Below are 17,153 nucleotides of genomic sequence, written 5' to 3' on the forward strand. Positions count from 1 at the left end.
GACACCAAACTGGGCGAACCCCCATATGATGCACTACATCAGTAAGCACTTGGGGAAATGGGGAATCCAGGATGGCAAAAGCAAAAGGCAAAAAGACGGCTGCATTAAAGAGTGACAAAGTGCGTGTATCCATGAAGCTGGTTACATCGGATGTATGTGAACGCTGTAAAACGCCCTGTACCCGGGGCATGGGCTATGCAGCCAGAATGCGGGTGGATGGAGCAATCGGTAAAGGCGTACCTTGCATTTTGACCCGTCATACGTCATCTTGACCCAATAGATGGAGTAACAAGCGACATGTAGCAGCTGCGTATAATAGTGCATTCATAAGAAACATATTATAGAAGCATTTCCTTTTAGGGAGTGCTTCTTTTTGAACGTTCCAAGGCGTGGAAAAAATTCTGGATAAAAAATGAAAAATGATGAAAAACAGCGCAACTTTGTGGCTGAATATGGAGTATAAATGTACAACACCTAGCAGCGGGGAGGGAATATGACGGGATGAAATGGAAGAGAGTTTTGCTGTGTGTCACGGTTTTTTCCTTGCTCGGCGGATCCTTATTATTTGCTGATTCAGTGAATGAGAAAATTCGAGTTCTAATTAATGGCAAGGAAGCGGCCGATGGCGGTTATTTAATTGATGGAACGACATATGTACCTGTTAGAGAAGCTGGCGGTATCGCCAGATGGGATAGTAACAACAAGAGAGTCACGGTGATCAAGCCGAATGTACATATTTTTCTGTTCAAAGGAGACACTGTGTTTGGTAACGTCAACGTAGGTAAACTGAAATTCAACGTGTTTTCTCAAGTGGACAGTCTAACAGCAGATGTGGCTGCCGTTAAAGTAACCATTACGAATCCAAATGGTCAAGTGAAAGATATTCAGTCACAGGAGCTTACAACGCAGAAAGATAACTTCTGGTTCCGCACCTATGATTTTACGTATGACTTCAACCGTGCTGGTAAATACCAAGTCGGATTTCATATTAAAGAAAATGCAAACAGTAACTACGTTCTGGTAGCTGAGAAAATCATTACCGCTCTGAACGATTGAACCAAAAATAACCTAGCTGGGTAAATTGACCTGGATTCATGAACATGTTACGATATGCAAGGTTACACTATTACTATTTACAAAGCGAGGTATTTCAATGAGCGATCACACACATGAACACGGCGCTGACTGCGGATGCGGTCACGACCATGACCACGACCACGAGCATGAAGAAGTTCTTCTGACACTAACAGACGAGAACGGAAACGACGTGGAGATGGTTTTGGTGGAGACGTTTGACGTGGAGAACCATGTTTATGCGCTCCTGCTGGAACGTAATAATCCTGAAGCTGACGGCATCATTCTGCGTATGGAAGAAGAAGACGAAGAAATGGTGCTCTACAATATTGAAGACGAAGCCGAGTGGGGCCGTGTTGAAGCGGCGTACAACGAACTCGTTGCAAGCCAAGAATAGTCATTCTTTCGGAATAACAACAAGACTCCTTGATATCAAGGGGTCTTGTTGTTTTGTTTGTTCTTTTGCACAAAAAAAGAACCAGGCGGGCAAGCCTGGCTCTTGGTCTAAACATTTATATATGACTGCAGTAAGATCTTCTAGAAGATCGCATCTGCTTCCACGATTACTTTTACATTCGTCACGCTTCGGTCTTCAGGGCCTTTAACGGGCAATCCAACCTCAACATGGTCGATAATGTAGTCAATATTCTCTTGAGTAATGACTTCACCTGGAAGTAGAATTGGAATGCCTGGTGGGTATACATAGATAAACTCCGAGATAATACGTCCTGCAGATTCTCTGAAAGGAATGACTTCCGTATCTCCGTAGAAAGCATCACGCGGCGTGAGCATCAGTTGCGGAATATCTGGAACTTTAACAACAAGCTCGTGAGCTGGATTAACCTGATAATAGGTTCTGGACAGATCCTGCAAGGCATTGAGTAAGATTCCTACAGAGTCGTCCGTATCACCTGGCGTCACAAGGCACAGAATATTGTACATATCACTGAGTTCGACCTCAATGTTGTAATGTTCACGTAACCAGTTCTCCGTTTCGTAACCTGTAATACCCAGGTGGCGAACATGAATCGTAACTTTGGTTGGATCGTAATTAAACGTCGCTTCCGTACCCAGCAGTTCCTTGCCGAAGCAATACAATCCATCGATATCATTAATGGTTCGTCTTGCGAATTCAGCTAAGTCAATTGCTTTCTGTGCAATCTCATGACCATGCAGAGCCAGATTGCGTCTAGATGTATCGAGTGAAGCAAGCAAAATGTATGAAGTTGATGTCGATGTGAGCAGGCTCAGGATTGTCTGTACACGCTGTGGATTCACGAATCCATTCTTCGTATTCAGATTGAGTACGGAACTCTGTGTCATGGAGCCACCGAGCTTGTGGACACTTGTTGCAGCCATATCGGCTCCTGCTGCCATTGCAGACAGGGGAAGATCCTCATGGAAATGAATAAGCACGCCATGTGCCTCGTCTACAAGGACAGGAACCTGGTAGCTGTGCGCCAGCTCAACGATTGATTTTAGATCTGTACATACGCCGTAGTAGGTTGGATTAATGACGAGTAACGCCTTAGCATCCGGATGGCGCTCAAGAGCGCGACGTATGGATTGAATCGTTACTCCGTGATCGATACCAAGATTCACATCTTGTGCAGGAGAAACGAAGACAGGTTTCGCACCTGAGAAAATGATGGCAGACAGTACCGATTTGTGCACATTACGGGGCACAATAATTTTGTCGCCAGGTCCGCAGACCGATAGAATCATCGTCATAATCGCACTGCTTGTACCTTGTACACTAAAATAGGTATAATCTGCTCCGAAGGCATCGGCAGCCAGCATCTGAGCTTCCTGGATCACACCTGTCGGCTGATGCAGGTCATCCAGTGGTGCGATGTTGATTAAATCTATGGAGAAGGCATTATCGCCAATAAATTCACGGAATTCGGTATCCGCTCCCAATCCTTTTTTATGTCCCGGAATATGAAACTGTACCGGATTGAGTGCCGCATGATTTTTTAAAGCGGTAAACAGCGGCGTACGGTGGTGATTCATCAGTGCTGTCACAACCCTTCTTAATAAAATTGGTAAGCAAAGATGAGTATAGCAAATTAAGAACCGAATGCAAGCGGTATGAGCGACAAATTTTTGAATTGCCGAGATTTGGTCACATTCCCCGCGGTTACACTAAGGTTAAGGGAAGGGCAATGAAGCGTCGAAAGGAGAAAAAAGAATGCAAACCAACACGAAACCTGCCAAAATTTTGCGGTCACCTTTTTTTATCGCAATGTGGCTGACGCTTTTCTTAGTCGAAATTATCAAAGGAGCCTTGCTGGTCGCTGTTTTACCTGTGTATATGGACAACATTTTGGGATTGTCAGCAGGTGTGATTGGTGTAGCATTTGCCCTTCAATATTTAGGTGACAACCTATTCCGAGCGCCCTCGGGTTGGGCAGCTGAACGAATTGGGTTTCGTGCAACGATGGTGACTGCTTTAATCTGTACGTTGATTGCGGTCATTATGATTATATTTTTCAAAAGTGCCTTCGGTCTGGCTATGGCTTGTCTCGTTCTGGGCATAGGTACTTCACCACTCTGGCCTTGTGCCATGACAGGTGTGACGGCGATGTCAGGCCCACAGAACAAAAATGGAACAGCGATGGGTGCACTGGAAATGGCCGCTCTTGGAGGAACGGGGCTTGGACCTGTCGGTATGAACTGGATGCTGGAACGTACTCATCATGATTACCGTATGGTGTTTCTAGTGTTAATGGGTTGTGCCATTCTCGTCATTCTGGTTGCCTTAATTTTGCCAGGACGTGTCGTTGTGGAAGGGGAGCATGCGCATGCAGAGGCAACAAGCACGCCTGTACCTTATCCACCTAAGCCTAACCTGCTTACACCATTTATTAAGCTCAAAAAAAGCATTCAAGCCACCTTACAGCGTGTGCGAAGTACACTGAATGTGAACCCGCTCGTATATCCTGCATTGTTCATGCAATCGTTCGTTATTGGGTTACTCAGTCCAGTCATTACACTTTATACGCGTACCGATCTGCATATCTCACCCAATCTCTACAGCTTGTTACTGATTGCGGGTGGAGGCATTACCGTGATTGCATTGCTGCCCGTAGGGAAAATGGTGGATCGGTTCGGAACATCCGTGTTTTTGCACATCGGTTTTTTGATGGCATCCGCAAGTTTGTTCGCGTTCGCTTCCATTACCGCCATACCGGTGGTCTTTGGAATTGTAATGCTCGTTGGAGTTAGTTACGCTATGATTTTGCCGGCGTGGAACGCATTCGTAGCCACACTTATTCCCAAAGGAGAACGGGGCGCCATCTGGGGATTTTTCCTTACATTACAGGGGTCAGGCATGGTGGTTGGACCGATCGTCTCCGGGTTGTTGTGGGATCATATCAGCCACCCAGCACCATTTATCGGTAGCGCGATTGTGATGGCTGGACTTGCGATAGTGCATTTTATATTGTCACGCAATCCATATCGTACAGCACCTGCCAAATAGCGCATTTTAATGAATAAAAGATTCAATTCAAAAAAGGGAGTGTCGTCAACCAGATCGGTTGTGACATTCCCTTTGTTATTTGTATCCTGTTGTAGATATCTATAATCCGTCAGAGAACAAGCTGCATTTTTTAAAAAATGACATCCATCCCATTACTAGAAAGACATTCTGTATAACGGTAGTAACGTTTTGAACGTGGAACGAATCGTTTTGAGTAATTGTTCCCGATCTGCAGCAAGTGGATCATCTCGCTCAATACGAAGACCACACATAACCTCAGCTTTTTTAACCGTCTTAAGCTTAGTGATGATCTTGTCATAATCCTCAGACTTCATATCCTTATGAAATGTACCCTGTGGATCCATATGATCCATCGACCAATAGAACTCTCCAGGCAGATTGCGGCGCACCTCATCCAACTCACGCTCCAGTGCTTCGGCAAACGTAATTTTGTTCGGACTTTCGTAGATGACAGCGAAAATGACAAACATATGTGTATCGAACATGCCCACCTCAAAGTGAGGCAGTGCTTTATATCCCCGTTTGGAAGATCCCCAGGCAACCCATGTATCTATGGGAGGATTAACGGTACGACGTGCGTGTTTGGCGACATGCACAAACATCTCTTCCCCGCACAATTCAGTGAGGTAAGGTGCTAGCTCTGCACCAAGTGCTTCTAGCTTCGGACGAACTCGTTCAATCAGCATCTCCATACGTGGCTCTAGCCCAGGAACTTGAAATACATCGAAATCACGACTGTTAAACCCAGAAAAATTCATCTGTATTCCTCCATTTCGCGTCTATTATATCATGAAAATCAGGGGGCTTGCCCCTGTGCGCTTGCGGAAAGGTCCGATCACTGGGCTGATTCGGTGAAAAATAGTCAAATAACCAAGTACCCTTACATAAAATGAAGTATAAAATAGGGTAAGCCGATGTAGAAGAAGCCATGTAAAAAGCGATGTAAGAAGCGAACCGGTGTAGATCCGGTACAGATGGAGGGGAGTGCCGTGAATAAGAGTTATGAAGTTGAATATTGCAATCTGGAGCTGCGGTTCAACCGTCGGCATATCCAAAATTTGATCAAAGACCTTATTCGTGAGGGCTATTCACTATATTGGAGCGAGGACGAATCCTTCTTTATCTTGTCAGTCCGCACTGGGCGTAAGCTGGTAAAGCTCCGTTTTCAACAAACACGCAGTGGCAACTACAAAATGACGGGTGATTACATCATCAAAGACGCGAAGCTAGCGGAATGGCTGGAGAAGCTTATTGGTGACACACGAGGGCATGCCGTTGTAAAACGATTCAAGGATCAGCAGATGACGGTAGAGAACATTTTATTTGGTGAAGTGATTCGTTTGGTGGAGGTATCTGGGTTCAAGCAACGTGTTATTTTTCAAAAGGAACCTGCGCCTACGGCGGAAGAGATGGAAGAAATGTTCCTCTCGCGTGAAGGAGAGGAGCGACTAATGCTGTTGCGCATGGAAGTGGATGATGAACTGGAACGTTTGCATAACGCTATACAGCTCAATAACATGGAAAAAGCAAACGCTTGCCGCGAAGTATTACAGCGGTTATCCGGACATCTGTTGATGCTGGAAGCATGAAACATACCCATTCTAGACTACACCTGTAAACAAAGCCCCGGCACACGCCAGGGCTTTTATTGCTGTATAGAAAAAATTCTCGTGAAAGGGACAATGGTGACGTTACGAGCGACTAGGGTCGATAATAGAGAAGTGCGAGCTTTCAACCAAGACATCAAAGTCTTCTATCCCTTGATTCAGGATCAGGTCAGCTTCATATGGAGTAATTGGTACGACCCACAGTAGGGGAATCGTCTCTTGGCCTACCTGGATTTGTTCCAAAGATTCGTTTTCTCCACGTAATTCATCAATAAGTAGAGCAGTTGCATTCCAACCAGCTGGTGTTTTGCACACGATGTGTCTGCCCTAACCTAGGTAATTATGAAAATACAATGACACCTTGTTGGATTGGCGCGTTTTCTCGTTGTGTAGATGCTCTGCGGGGTTCACTTCTATACATAAAACCGTTAAAATGAGAGTGTTGTTGAGAGACAATATCATTAAAAATCAATTGGAGTAAAGGATGGGAGACCAGATGACTAAACAACAGATCGGCGTAATCGGACTGGCTGTCATGGGCAAGAATTTGGCCCTTAACATTGAAAGCAGAGGTTTCACGGTGTCGGTATATAACCGTTCCCGAGAGAAAACAGAGGATCTTCTGAAAGAAGCCGAGGGTAAAAATTTGACAGGTACGTTCTCGATTGAAGAATTCGTAGCATCCCTGGAATCCCCGCGCAAAATTTTGATCATGGTTCAAGCAGGTAAAGCGACAGACGCAACCATTGAACAATTGCTACCTCATTTGGATGAAGGCGACATCATCATTGATGGAGGAAATGCATACTTCCCTGATACCCAACGTCGCAGCAAAGAGCTGGAAGACAAAGGTATTCGTTTCATCGGTACAGGCGTATCTGGTGGTGAAGAGGGCGCATTGAAAGGTCCTTCCATTATGCCAGGTGGACAAGAGAGTGCTTACAAATTAGTAGAGCCGATTCTGACAGCAATTTCAGCTAAAGTCGGCGATGATCCTTGTTGTACATATATCGGACCAGATGGCGCAGGACACTATGTCAAAATGGTTCACAATGGTATCGAATATGGTGATATGCAATTGATTGGCGAAGCATACCACCTGCTCAAATCCGTACTTAACGTTTCCGTAGAAGAGTTGCATGAAATCTTCACAGAATGGAATCAAGGTGAGCTGGATAGCTACCTGATCGAAATTACAGCAGACATCTTCTCCAAATACGATCCAGAAACCGGCAAACCAATGGTAGACGTGATCTTGGATGCAGCTGGACAAAAAGGAACAGGTAAATGGACAAGCCAAAGTGCGCTTGATCTCGGCGTACCACTGTCCATGATTACCGAATCCGTATTCTCCCGTTTCTTGTCTGCGATGAAAGACGAGCGCGTAGCAGCAAGCAAAATTCTGAATGGTCCTGCGACAGAAGCGTTCTCTGGCGACAAAAAAGCATTCATTGAGAACGTGCGTAAGGCACTGTTCGCAAGTAAAATCGTATCCTATGCTCAAGGCTTCGCTCAGATGCGTGCTGCATCCGATGAGTACGGCTGGGATCTGAAATACGGCAACATCGCTATGATCTTCCGTGGTGGTTGCATCATCCGTTCACAGTTCTTGCAAAACATCAAAGAAGCATATGATAAAGATGCAGCGCTCAAAAACCTGCTCTTAGATCCATACTTCCAAAACATCGTTGAATCTTACCAAGGCGCATGGCGTGAAGTCGTAGCAGCAGCTGTACAACAAGGAATCCCAGTTCCTGGCTTCTCCAGCGCACTGTCCTACTACGATAGCTACCGTACAGAGCGTTTGCCTGCAAACCTGTTGCAAGCACAACGTGACTACTTCGGTGCGCACACGTTCAAACGTTTGGACAAAGAAGGCAGCTTCCACCACAACTGGATGGAGTAGTTTTAGAGCGGAAATGACCTCTGACCCAGAGACCCACAATTTCGGCAATGCCGAGTTGTGGGTCTTTTTTATTTCATACAGAAGGTCATAGATGGCTCTCACCTCTGCCGTCGGCGCTCTAGCCTTCCCCAGTTAGCAGGCCTGTGTTATGATAGGACAAAAGTGCTCAAGAAATGCTTGAAATGCGAATTCAAAATGATGTTTCGTCATCCAAAGCGAACTTTTTGAATAACCTCTTGAAATAAAGGAGTGTACCTTTTGAGCAAGGCTAACAATATTATACTCATCGGTATGATGGGAACCGGCAAATCAACAGTTGCAGATCTGCTTGCACGCGAACTAGGCTATCGACTGGTTGATGTGGACGCCGCAGTGGAAAAAGAGGAAGGTTGCACCATCCCTGAATTGTTCACAGGCAAAGGTGAGACTTACTTCCGGGATGCAGAGAGTCGGGTGCTGTGCTCTGTACTAGAGAAGAAGGCGCAGGTCATTGCAACTGGAGGCGGTGTTGTACTGCGTGCTGACAACTGTGATGTGATGTCCAAGAATGGCTGGGTCGTTGCGCTGACTGCAGATCCCGCAGTGATTGTAGAGCGTGTGAGTGGTTGTGACAATCGTCCATTACTGGCAGGCAATGCGGAGGAACGGATTCAGACGATTATGGAGGAACGCAAAGACGCATATCGGTTTGCACATTACACGGTGGATACCACGTCGTTATCCGCGGCAGAAGTGACTCGTTTAATTTTAGCGCATTACCGCGTCTAAGCCTGTAATCGTTGTGTGTTTTCGATAGAGGTGTGAGAAGTGAAGGTGAAAGAAAAAAACGAGCCGATCGGCTCGTTCAATTAGTCTTCCTGTTGCCATTGCAGCATGCCGCCAACCATGTTGGTGCAGCCTTCGTAGCCGAGTTGTTGTAGATATTCAGCAGCACGCTCGCTGCGATAACCACTGCGACAGATGAGGACAATCTCACCAGACTTCTCAATTTCAGACAATCTGTCTGGAATTTGTCCAAGGGGGATGTGCTTCGCTCCCTCAATCATGCCTTGTGCGACTTCTTCGTCCTCGCGGACGTCTATCATCTGCAACTTCTCGCCAGCTTGTAAACGGCGGCGTAGCTCAGACGTTTCAATTTCAGCAATTTGCGTCATTTTCAGATCCTCTTTTCTGTATCGACTTTACGCTTATAATGATACCCAAGCGATGCAGGGAATGTCAATTTAGGCAAGATACCCTTGGGTATGATTCTAGTGTTTAATTAATTTGAATAATGAAGGAGAATTCATTCATGGACGTTATCGTAACACCTACTCCCTCCCTGAAAGGGGAAATTGGAGCCTTGTCCTCCAAAAACTACACAACACGTTATTTGCTAGCTGCTGCATTGGCAGAAGGTACAAGCACTATCCATTTCCCTGCGCATAGTGAAGATAGTGACGCGATGCGTAGATGTATTCGTGATCTAGGTGCAGTTCTGGAAGAAGACGATAGCAAAATCGTAATCCAAGGTTTCGGTAGTCGCCCAAGCGATGTACGTGAACTAAATGTAGGTAATGCAGGTGCTGTTTTACGTTTTCTGATGGGTGTAACGGCATTATGTCCTGAGGTTACTTTTGTTAATACGTATCCAGATTCCCTCGGCAAGCGGCCACATGATGATCTGATCGATGCCTTGGGACAACTTGGTGTGGAGGTTCAGCATGAACAAGGACGTCTACCTATTACAATCAAAGGTGGCAAGCCCAAAGGTGGACATATCCGCGTGTCCGGTTCTGTGAGCTCCCAATATCTCAGTGCATTACTATTTGTGACACCTATGCTAGCAGAAGACAGCACGATTGAAGTGCTGAATGACCTGAAATCCAAGGTCGTGATCGGACAAACGCTGGAGGTATTGGAGCAAGCAGGAATCGTTATCCATGCAAGCGATGATTATATGTCCTTCCGTGTACCTGGCGGCCAGTCATACCAACCACAGACGTATACCGTTCAAGGAGACTACCCAGGTTCAGCAGCAGTTCTCGCAGCGGCAGCGGTGACACAATCGGATGTGAAAATCTTGCGTTTGATGGAACAGAGCAAACAAGGGGAACGTGCTATCGTGGATGTGCTGCGAATGATGGAAGTGCCTCTGACGCATGAGAACAATGTTGTACACGTGCAAGGTAACGGAAAATTAAAGGCAATTGAATTCGACGGAGATGCTGCAACAGATGCTGTTCTGGCCATGGTAGCAGCGGCTGTATTTGCGGAAGGAACCTCACGGTTTTATAATGTAGAGAACCTACGCTATAAGGAATGTGACCGAATTACGGATTACTTGAATGAGCTCCGTAAGGCGGGGGCTAACGTTGAAGAGCGTCAGGCTGAGATCATCGTGCATGGACGTCCAGAAGGCGTCGAAGGTGGCGTTGAGATTAATGCTCATTATGATCATCGGGTCATCATGGCTCTAACCGTTGTTGGACTTCGTGCCAAGCAACCGCTCCGCATTCGGGATGCACACCATGTAGCCAAGTCTTATCCACAATACTTTGATCACTTGCAGGCGCTTGGTGCCTCTGTACAATGGGTAAAAGAGTAAATAACACTCACGTTAAGAGGTAGTTCCAAAAGTCCGCTTGTGAGTACGAAACATGCCTGGCGGTATGATCAGCATCGAAGTTGGAAATCAGCTGATATCTTTAAGCAGAAAAGGATGGTGCTTGAACATGGAATTTAACAACCCTACTCGTGAAGAAATTGGACAAATTTTGCGTAATGCAGGCAACATCGCAGTGGTTGGTTTATCAGACAAATCGGATCGCACATCCTACATGGTTGCTGAAGCTATGCAGAGCAGAGGATATCGCATCATTCCTGTGAATCCGCAGGTGCAAGGTGAGATTCTTGGAGAAACGGTGTACGCCACGCTCGCAGATATTCCAGAGCCAGTAGATATCGTTAATGTGTTTCGTCGCGAAGAGTATTGTGCTGATGTAGCACGAGAGGCTGCGGCGATCAAAGCTAACGTATTGTGGCTGCAACTGGGCATCCATAATGATGAAGCAGTGCAGATTGCGGCTGAGAACGGTCTGACGGCTGTTACGAATCGTTGTATCAAGGTCGAAGATTCCATCGTTCTGCGCGGTGCTGGACGCGACTAAGTGCTATTTCCGTCGTTTTGTGGCGGTCTTGGTATTGTGTTATGCCAGGTGTTAGGAAAGTCCATTCTATAGGATCAGGCTATGCACGTAGAGAATCCCGTTAACGGAGAATAAGTTAACGGGATATTTCTTTTTTTATAGCATAACTGCATTAGGTTGATCGGAATATAACACCAGTGGCTTAGATGAGCATCTTGTCTTTCTAGAGACTATATAACGTTTTGTTATTGTTATGGCCACATCAACATGTGGTCTTTTTGGTATGTGATTGCGGAGTCTAATTAACTTTCCAACAGGTTGCTGTTTTGCTTTGACAAAACGTTTCTTAAAGCTTACCATCAAGGATAGAAAGGAGAGGTCGCCATGAATTGGCTCGGATCCTTGCAGCAGCTCGGAAGAGCGGTAATGCTGCCTACAATGGTCCTGCCCGCCGCCGCAATATTGCTTAGTGTTGGCAGTTTACCCTGGGACGCCTGGGGCATAAAAGTTGTTGGTGAAGTGTCTACCGTGGCTGGACACGGTATTTTTTATTTTTTGCCCTATTTATTTGCGGTCGGTGTAGCGCTGGGACTCTCCAACCAGGCCGGACAAGCGGGACTCGCTGCACTGGCTGGTATCGTCATATATGATCAGGTGACTCGTAATTTCGGTGATGGCACCGTTCAGCCTGCTTCCTTAATCGGAATTATACTCGGCGCACTGGCTGGGGTAATGCATAATCGGTTTAAAAGCATTAAGCTGCCAGAGATTTTGCAATTTTTTGGCGGTTCAAGGTTCGTTTTGCTCATCGTTGGGCTCTGCTCGGCGTTGTTCTCCTGCTTTATGTTATGGATCGCTCCAATACTACAGCATGGATTGAATGCGGTTGCCACATGGGAATACAGTCTCGGTGGCTTTGGATTGTTCATCTATGGCGTGCTCTACAGGGTATTGGTTGCTTTTGGCTTACATCATCTGCTGAACAATGTATTCTGGTTTCAATTGGGAACGTTCGAAACGCCTGACGGAAACATTGTACAGGGGGATTTGCCCCGTTTCTTTGCAGGTGATCCATCGGCAGGTTTCTTCATGGCCGGGTTGTTCCCAATCATGATGTTCGCTATTCCAGCCATTGCTTTTGCCATTATTCAGGAAGCTCGGGAAGACTTGAAGCCGAAGATTAAGAAAACATTTCTTACTTCAGCATTAGTCTGCTTCCTGACAGGAGTATCTGAGCAAATTGAGTTTGCCTTTTTATTTGCAGCTCCTTATCTGTTTATTGTGCATGCGGTTATGTCTGGTGTTGCGATGTGGATTAGTTATTGGCTTGATATACGCCACGGGTTCTCGTACTCGGCAGGTATAATTGATTACATACTCAATTTCCATCTATCAGAGAATGCTTGGAAGCTTATCCCGATTGGCATACTATATGGGCTAGTTTATTACTTCTTATTCCGCTGGGCGATTCGTACATTTAAGATTCCTACACCAGGACGTGAAGAAGGTTCGATGTTAGAGGATTGGGTAGGCAATATTCCTTATCAGGCACCTTTGATTTTGGAAGCATTGGGTGGCAAGAGTAACATTGTGCAGGTGGAGGCGTGTATCACACGTCTGCGTCTGACGGTGCACGATGATCGCCTGATTGATACAGGGGCGATGAAGAGCATGGGCTCGGCTGGGTTAATTAAGCTCGGTGGAGGCAATGTGCAGGTGGTATTCGGTACCTATTCCGAATTGATCCGTGAGGAGATTGCGAAGCTACTGGAACGAGATCTGCCACAAGTGCTGTTCTGTGCGCCCGTACAAGGGAAAATGCTGCCGATCGAAGAGGTGCCGGATCAGATATTCGCAGCCAAGCTTGTCGGGGATGGGGTAGCCTTTGTCCCAGAGCGGGGAGAGCTGGTTTCTCCTGTCTTCGGTACAATTATGCACCTATATCCAACGATGCATGCGTTAGGCATTTCCACCCGAGAAGGGCTAGAGGTTCTGCTCCATATCGGGATTGATACTTCACAATTGAAAGGTCATTTTGAAGCTTTTGTTCAGGAAGGCGATACGGTTGAGCCAGGACAATTGCTGATTAAATTCGATCTTGCGGTTCTTCGGGAACAAGCAGCATCATTGACAACGCCGATGGTAATTACCAATCCGGATCGTGTCAAATCATGGAGTTTTGCTCCATTCAAGCAAGTCAAGAAAGGTCAGGCATCCGTTATGTCCGTGGTGCTCTATGACAGGAACGTTGGAGGGGTAGAATGAAGATACAAGGCATCAACGGCGCTGCAGGCATAGCCATCGGCAAAGCATTTGTCCTGCCCAGTTGGGAATGGGATCTGCCGGATCAGAAGATGGATTCGGTGGATCTCGCCCAGGAATTCGAACGGCTGTATGAGGGCATCCGGACTTCACGGGATGAGATAGAGTACATCAAGAATGAATTCAAGGAAGTTGTGGGTCCAGAAGAGTCAAGCATCTTTGATGCTCATCTAGCGATTTTGGAAGACCCTGTGTTTATGAACGAAATTCGAGGCATTATTGAACGGCAATATAAGGCTGCCGAAGTGGCGGTAAAAGAAGCGATTGACCACTTTGTAACGATGTTTGACTTGTTGGATGATGAGTACATGAAGGAGCGGGCGATCGACATCAAGGATGTCGGCAATCGATTATTAAAGCATCTATTGGGTGCACCAGAGATTACCCTTCCTTCAGATACTCAGCCATATATCCTTGTAGCAAAGGAGCTGTCGCCTTCACAACTGGCGCATCTCAATCCTACGCATGTGCTTGGCATCGTTACTCTAATTGGTGGCAAAACATCTCATTCCGCTATTATGGCTCGTGCCCTGGGTATACCTCTCGTTTCCGGTCTGGAGGCGAGTCTTGGCATGCCAGTTGAGACAGGTGATATGCTTGTAGTAGATGGGGACAACGGACTTGTATTTACTGAGCCGGATCGCAAAACGATTGAGCGTTACACGATGATTCGTAGCAAACAGCTTCAGAAAAAGGAACAATTGCAGGTGCTTGCTACAGTTGATGCCGTGACCAAAGACGGCTCAGTACTTCATCTAGCATCCAATATCAGTTCTGTGAAGGAATTGGATCTCGCTCTGAAGCATGGGGCGAAGGGGGTAGGGTTGTTCCGTACGGAGTTCCTTTATATGGATCGTGCTACGTTCCCTGGTGAGCAGGAACAGTATGAGGTATACAGATTGGTCGCTGAAAAAACTGCTGGTCAGTCTGTCGTCATTCGTACACTGGATATTGGCGGAGATAAGCAGCTTGATTATTTCGAGCTACCTGAAGAGGATAATCCGTTTCTTGGATACCGGGCCATCCGCATCAGCTTGGATCGTAAGGATCTATTCAAAACACAGCTTACGGCAATTCTGCGCGCAAGTGCTGCAGGGAATGTGAAAATAATGTACCCTATGATTTCGTCAGTTGAAGAACTACAACAGGCGAATGAAATCTTGCGTGAAGCTATGGCCGATCTGGATGAGCGTAAATTGCCATATGATCCACATATCCAAGTGGGTATTATGATTGAAGTGCCTGCAGCGGTGATGATTGCAGACTTATTGGCAGAGGAAGCGGATTTCTTCAGCATCGGTACGAATGATCTTGTTCAATACGTCTTGGCTGTCGATCGGATGAACGAACAGATCGCTCATATGTATCATCCATATCATCCAGCTGTGTTGCGTATGCTGAGAGCAACGGTAGAAGCAGCCCACACTGCTGGGATTGAGATTAGTGTATGTGGAGAGATGGCAGGGGACGAGCGTTCGATTCCACTATGGCTTGAGCTAGGCATACGCAATCTAAGTATGTCTCCTCAATCACTTTTGCGTGTGAAGCATAGAGTGTTGAACACAACTGCAGCAGCGGCCAAAGAAATAGCACACGAGTGCTTCACGTTGCGAACAAGCCTGGATATCGAACAACGTCTACAGACGTTTAATGACGGAGCAGGCAGTCCGGATGAACAGAGTGGCTCGAATGCCTCTTAATGATCTGAATGTAGTAAAAATATCTTAAATGGTCTTAACTAATAGGTTAAACATCAATCAATCCTCACGTATTCTGTTAAGTGGATTGATGAGAAGAGTTCCACCTAAACCATGAACCCCCCACGCGACAGAGCGAGGGGGTTTTTGGTGATTCAGTGTTTATTCCGTTTTGGCTGTAGCGAGCGCATCACAGAACGCCTTTCCATAAGGGGGAAGGTCTGGAGGACGACGCGCCGATATGATATGTCCATCCACAACAACCGGTTCGTCTTTCCAGATTGCACCTGCATTCTCCATATCGTCTCGAATGCCTGGAGTGGAGGTCACGGTAACACCTTCCAGAATTTTGGCGGAAATCAGCACCCAGCCTGCGTGACAGATTTGTCCGATCGGCTTGCGATCTGCATGCATCTCCTTCACAAGTTCAAGCACTTTAGGATAGCGGCGGAGCTTGTCCGGCGCCCAACCGCCAGGCACAAGAATACCATCATATGCAGAACTGTCCAACTCGTCGAAGCTGTATTCCGCTTCGGCGGGAACACCGTATTTTCCAATGTAGGTTTTACCTTTTTTCTCTCCAGCTAGATGCACCTCGGCACCTTCTTCACGTACACGATGTACGGGATACCATAGCTCCAGATCCTCGAATTCTTCATCAACTAGAGCGATAACTTTTTTACCTGTTAATCTCATATCCATCTCTCCTTTTGCGGTAGCATGAATCGACTTCATTGTAACAGATTCCTAGCTTCGCTTCACGGGACACATAACCCTCCAAGATGAGTAACCGATTTCAATCGTTGTTAGCATACGCAAGCAACCCTTAACCTGGCGTCAGTGGTAATTTGTGCAACCTTTGGTTTGCAGCAGGATTTAAGCGGAAAAAGGTCGAATGGTAACAGTATACGAGTATAGAACGAATGAGGTGATGAATGTGCGCAAATCGTGCAGATGCGGACATGTAATGGAATTAGAACTAAGAACGGTTGTGTACGCCAAAAAAGTAGAGATTCGTAACGTACCTGTATTTGCATGTACAGATTGTATTTCATACGAAGTGCTTCAACCGGTCAAGCCTGACCTGAAAGAATGTATTAGTAAATTGGGTGAAGAGCCCAATAAGCAGGATGTCTTATTTGGTGAACAAAATGAGCTTGCAGACCTGTTCCACGAGCAACTGCTTGCTAGACCCAATGCAACGGATCAAGAGATGCAAGACCAGATGCAGCATGCTGTGAAGGAAAGGATTAATTTATTGCTTGATATTTTGGGTTATGCTCAAAAGTCGGGTGATGCAGAATGGATTGAGACAACGCAGCGTAGACTGGGTCAGTTATCGGGGTTTGTTTGGCAGGCGCATTTCTCGAATGCTGTCTAGTTTTGACGTGTGAAATGCTTGTTTTCATGAAAATTGGCTTTTTCGCGCGCTTTTTGTTAAGATATCGAAGAGTGAAAACGCTCAACATAGCGGTATTCCTGAAAAAGGGGGATGTATATTCAATGGCTGACATGACTAAAATGACAAGTATTGAACAGCTAAACTCCGCAGTGGAGGCTACCGAGGAACAACCTTTGCTTCTGTTTAAGCATAGTACACGTTGCCCAATTAGCGCGAATGCTTATCAGGAGATGAACAACTATTTGCAAAACAATCCTAATGAACAAGTGAAATACGGCATTATTTATGTTGTGGAAGACCGCCCTGTATCAAACGAAGCAGCAGAAAAACTGGGTGTTAAGCATGAATCTCCACAGGCAATTCTAGTTAAAAAGGGAACGCCTATATGGCATACTTCCCATTCTGATATTACTTCGACCACGCTCACGCAGGTTTTAAGTGAGTCCTAGAGCCTATTTTAATTGATTAATGCAAAAATTTGTCGTAATATAATTCTTAATGAAAATGGGTTG

General features: G+C 46.0%; 18 protein-coding genes. 13 read left to right on the plus strand and 5 right to left on the minus strand.

Features of this window, described 5'->3' with window-relative positions:
• Positions 1 to 71 precede the first annotated feature (71 nt).
• The 3 genes from ASD24_RS12935 to ASD24_RS12945 all read left to right on the plus strand — a co-directional run bounded on the left by ASD24_RS12935 (position 72) and on the right by ASD24_RS12945 (position 1,471).
• Positions 72 to 272 carry a hypothetical protein gene (locus tag ASD24_RS12935; protein ID WP_056696274.1) on the plus strand — a complete coding sequence of 67 codons (201 nt, stop codon included), beginning with the start codon at positions 72 to 74 and terminating at the stop codon, positions 270 to 272.
• A gap of 229 nt (positions 273 to 501) precedes the next feature.
• A complete protein-coding gene (locus ASD24_RS12940; protein ID WP_056696275.1) occupies positions 502 to 1,056 on the plus strand; it encodes a hypothetical protein in 555 nt (184 codons plus the stop codon).
• Positions 1,057 to 1,153: 97 nt separating this feature from the next.
• A complete protein-coding gene (locus tag ASD24_RS12945; RefSeq protein WP_056696285.1) occupies positions 1,154 to 1,471 on the plus strand; it encodes a DUF1292 domain-containing protein in 318 nt (105 codons plus the stop codon).
• A 140-nt stretch (positions 1,472 to 1,611) separates the two neighbouring features.
• Here ASD24_RS12945 and ASD24_RS12950 read toward each other — a convergent pair whose 3' ends face one another.
• Positions 1,612 to 3,087, minus strand: coding sequence for an aminotransferase class I/II-fold pyridoxal phosphate-dependent enzyme (locus ASD24_RS12950; RefSeq protein WP_056696922.1), 1,476 nt, complete (start codon positions 3,085 to 3,087; stop codon positions 1,612 to 1,614).
• A gap of 178 nt (positions 3,088 to 3,265) precedes the next feature.
• Here ASD24_RS12950 and ASD24_RS12955 point away from each other — a divergent pair, with 178 nt between their 5' ends.
• Positions 3,266 to 4,558: an MFS transporter gene (locus tag ASD24_RS12955; protein ID WP_056696288.1), complete on the plus strand. Its 1,293-nt coding sequence runs from the start codon at positions 3,266 to 3,268 to the stop codon at positions 4,556 to 4,558.
• A 155-nt stretch (positions 4,559 to 4,713) separates the two neighbouring features.
• Here the strand turns inward: ASD24_RS12955 and ASD24_RS12960 are convergent, their stop codons facing one another.
• A complete protein-coding gene (locus ASD24_RS12960; RefSeq protein WP_056696290.1) occupies positions 4,714 to 5,337 on the minus strand; it encodes a YktB family protein in 624 nt (207 codons plus the stop codon).
• A 231-nt stretch (positions 5,338 to 5,568) separates the two neighbouring features.
• On the opposite strand from ASD24_RS12960, the gene ASD24_RS12965 reads away from it, so the two are divergent.
• The gene (locus ASD24_RS12965; protein WP_056696292.1) at positions 5,569 to 6,168 is read left to right on the plus strand and encodes a hypothetical protein; all 600 of its coding nucleotides are present in this window, start codon (positions 5,569 to 5,571) and stop codon (positions 6,166 to 6,168) included.
• Positions 6,169 to 6,270: 102 nt separating this feature from the next.
• On the opposite strand, the gene ASD24_RS12970 is transcribed toward ASD24_RS12965, so the two are convergent.
• Positions 6,271 to 6,501 carry a suppressor of fused domain protein gene (locus ASD24_RS12970; RefSeq protein ID WP_056696294.1) on the minus strand — a complete coding sequence of 77 codons (231 nt, stop codon included), beginning with the start codon at positions 6,499 to 6,501 and terminating at the stop codon, positions 6,271 to 6,273.
• A 181-nt stretch (positions 6,502 to 6,682) separates the two neighbouring features.
• On the opposite strand from ASD24_RS12970, the gene gndA reads away from it, so the two are divergent.
• On the plus strand, positions 6,683 to 8,092 hold the full coding sequence (gene gndA, locus ASD24_RS12975; RefSeq protein ID WP_056696296.1) for an NADP-dependent phosphogluconate dehydrogenase: 1,410 nt from the start codon (positions 6,683 to 6,685) through the stop codon (positions 8,090 to 8,092).
• 258 nt (positions 8,093 to 8,350) lie between these two features.
• Positions 8,351 to 8,860, plus strand: a complete 510-nt coding sequence (locus tag ASD24_RS12980; protein WP_235540546.1) for a shikimate kinase — start codon at positions 8,351 to 8,353, stop codon at positions 8,858 to 8,860.
• Between the two features lie 80 nt (positions 8,861 to 8,940).
• Here the strand turns inward: ASD24_RS12980 and ASD24_RS12985 are convergent, their stop codons facing one another.
• Entirely contained in the window at positions 8,941 to 9,246 is a 306-nt protein-coding gene (locus ASD24_RS12985; protein WP_056696298.1) for a rhodanese-like domain-containing protein, read from the minus strand.
• A gap of 137 nt (positions 9,247 to 9,383) precedes the next feature.
• On the opposite strand from ASD24_RS12985, the gene aroA reads away from it, so the two are divergent.
• From aroA to ptsP, 4 genes are all read left to right on the plus strand, one after another.
• Positions 9,384 to 10,679, plus strand: coding sequence for a 3-phosphoshikimate 1-carboxyvinyltransferase (gene aroA / locus ASD24_RS12990; protein WP_056696300.1), 1,296 nt, complete (start codon positions 9,384 to 9,386; stop codon positions 10,677 to 10,679).
• A 127-nt stretch (positions 10,680 to 10,806) separates the two neighbouring features.
• Complete coding sequence (locus ASD24_RS12995; protein WP_056696926.1) at positions 10,807 to 11,241, plus strand: CoA-binding protein; 435 nt, start codon at positions 10,807 to 10,809, stop codon at positions 11,239 to 11,241.
• 363 nt (positions 11,242 to 11,604) lie between these two features.
• Entirely contained in the window at positions 11,605 to 13,485 is a 1,881-nt protein-coding gene (locus tag ASD24_RS13000) for a glucose PTS transporter subunit IIA (RefSeq protein ID WP_056696302.1), read from the plus strand.
• Positions 13,482 to 15,242: a phosphoenolpyruvate--protein phosphotransferase gene (gene ptsP, locus ASD24_RS13005; RefSeq protein WP_056696304.1), complete on the plus strand. Its 1,761-nt coding sequence runs from the start codon at positions 13,482 to 13,484 to the stop codon at positions 15,240 to 15,242. Before ASD24_RS13000 ends, ptsP begins: the two co-directional genes overlap by 4 nt.
• Before the next feature lie 159 nt (positions 15,243 to 15,401).
• On the opposite strand, the gene ASD24_RS13010 is transcribed toward ptsP, so the two are convergent.
• The gene (locus ASD24_RS13010; protein ID WP_056696928.1) at positions 15,402 to 15,935 is read right to left on the minus strand and encodes a type 1 glutamine amidotransferase domain-containing protein; all 534 of its coding nucleotides are present in this window, start codon (positions 15,933 to 15,935) and stop codon (positions 15,402 to 15,404) included.
• 271 nt (positions 15,936 to 16,206) lie between these two features.
• On the opposite strand from ASD24_RS13010, the gene ASD24_RS13015 reads away from it, so the two are divergent.
• Positions 16,207 to 16,620 (plus strand): hypothetical protein, encoded by a 414-nt coding sequence (locus ASD24_RS13015; RefSeq protein ID WP_235540548.1) that lies wholly within the window; start codon positions 16,207 to 16,209, stop codon positions 16,618 to 16,620.
• Between the two features lie 122 nt (positions 16,621 to 16,742).
• On the plus strand, positions 16,743 to 17,090 hold the full coding sequence (gene ytxJ, locus ASD24_RS13020; protein ID WP_056696307.1) for a bacillithiol system redox-active protein YtxJ: 348 nt from the start codon (positions 16,743 to 16,745) through the stop codon (positions 17,088 to 17,090).
• Positions 17,091 to 17,153 lie beyond the last annotated feature (63 nt).

Origin of the sequence: Paenibacillus sp. Root52 (assembly GCF_001426865.1) — a bacterium.
In the GTDB taxonomy this organism is placed as follows: Bacteria; Bacillota; Bacilli; order Paenibacillales; family Paenibacillaceae; genus Paenibacillus.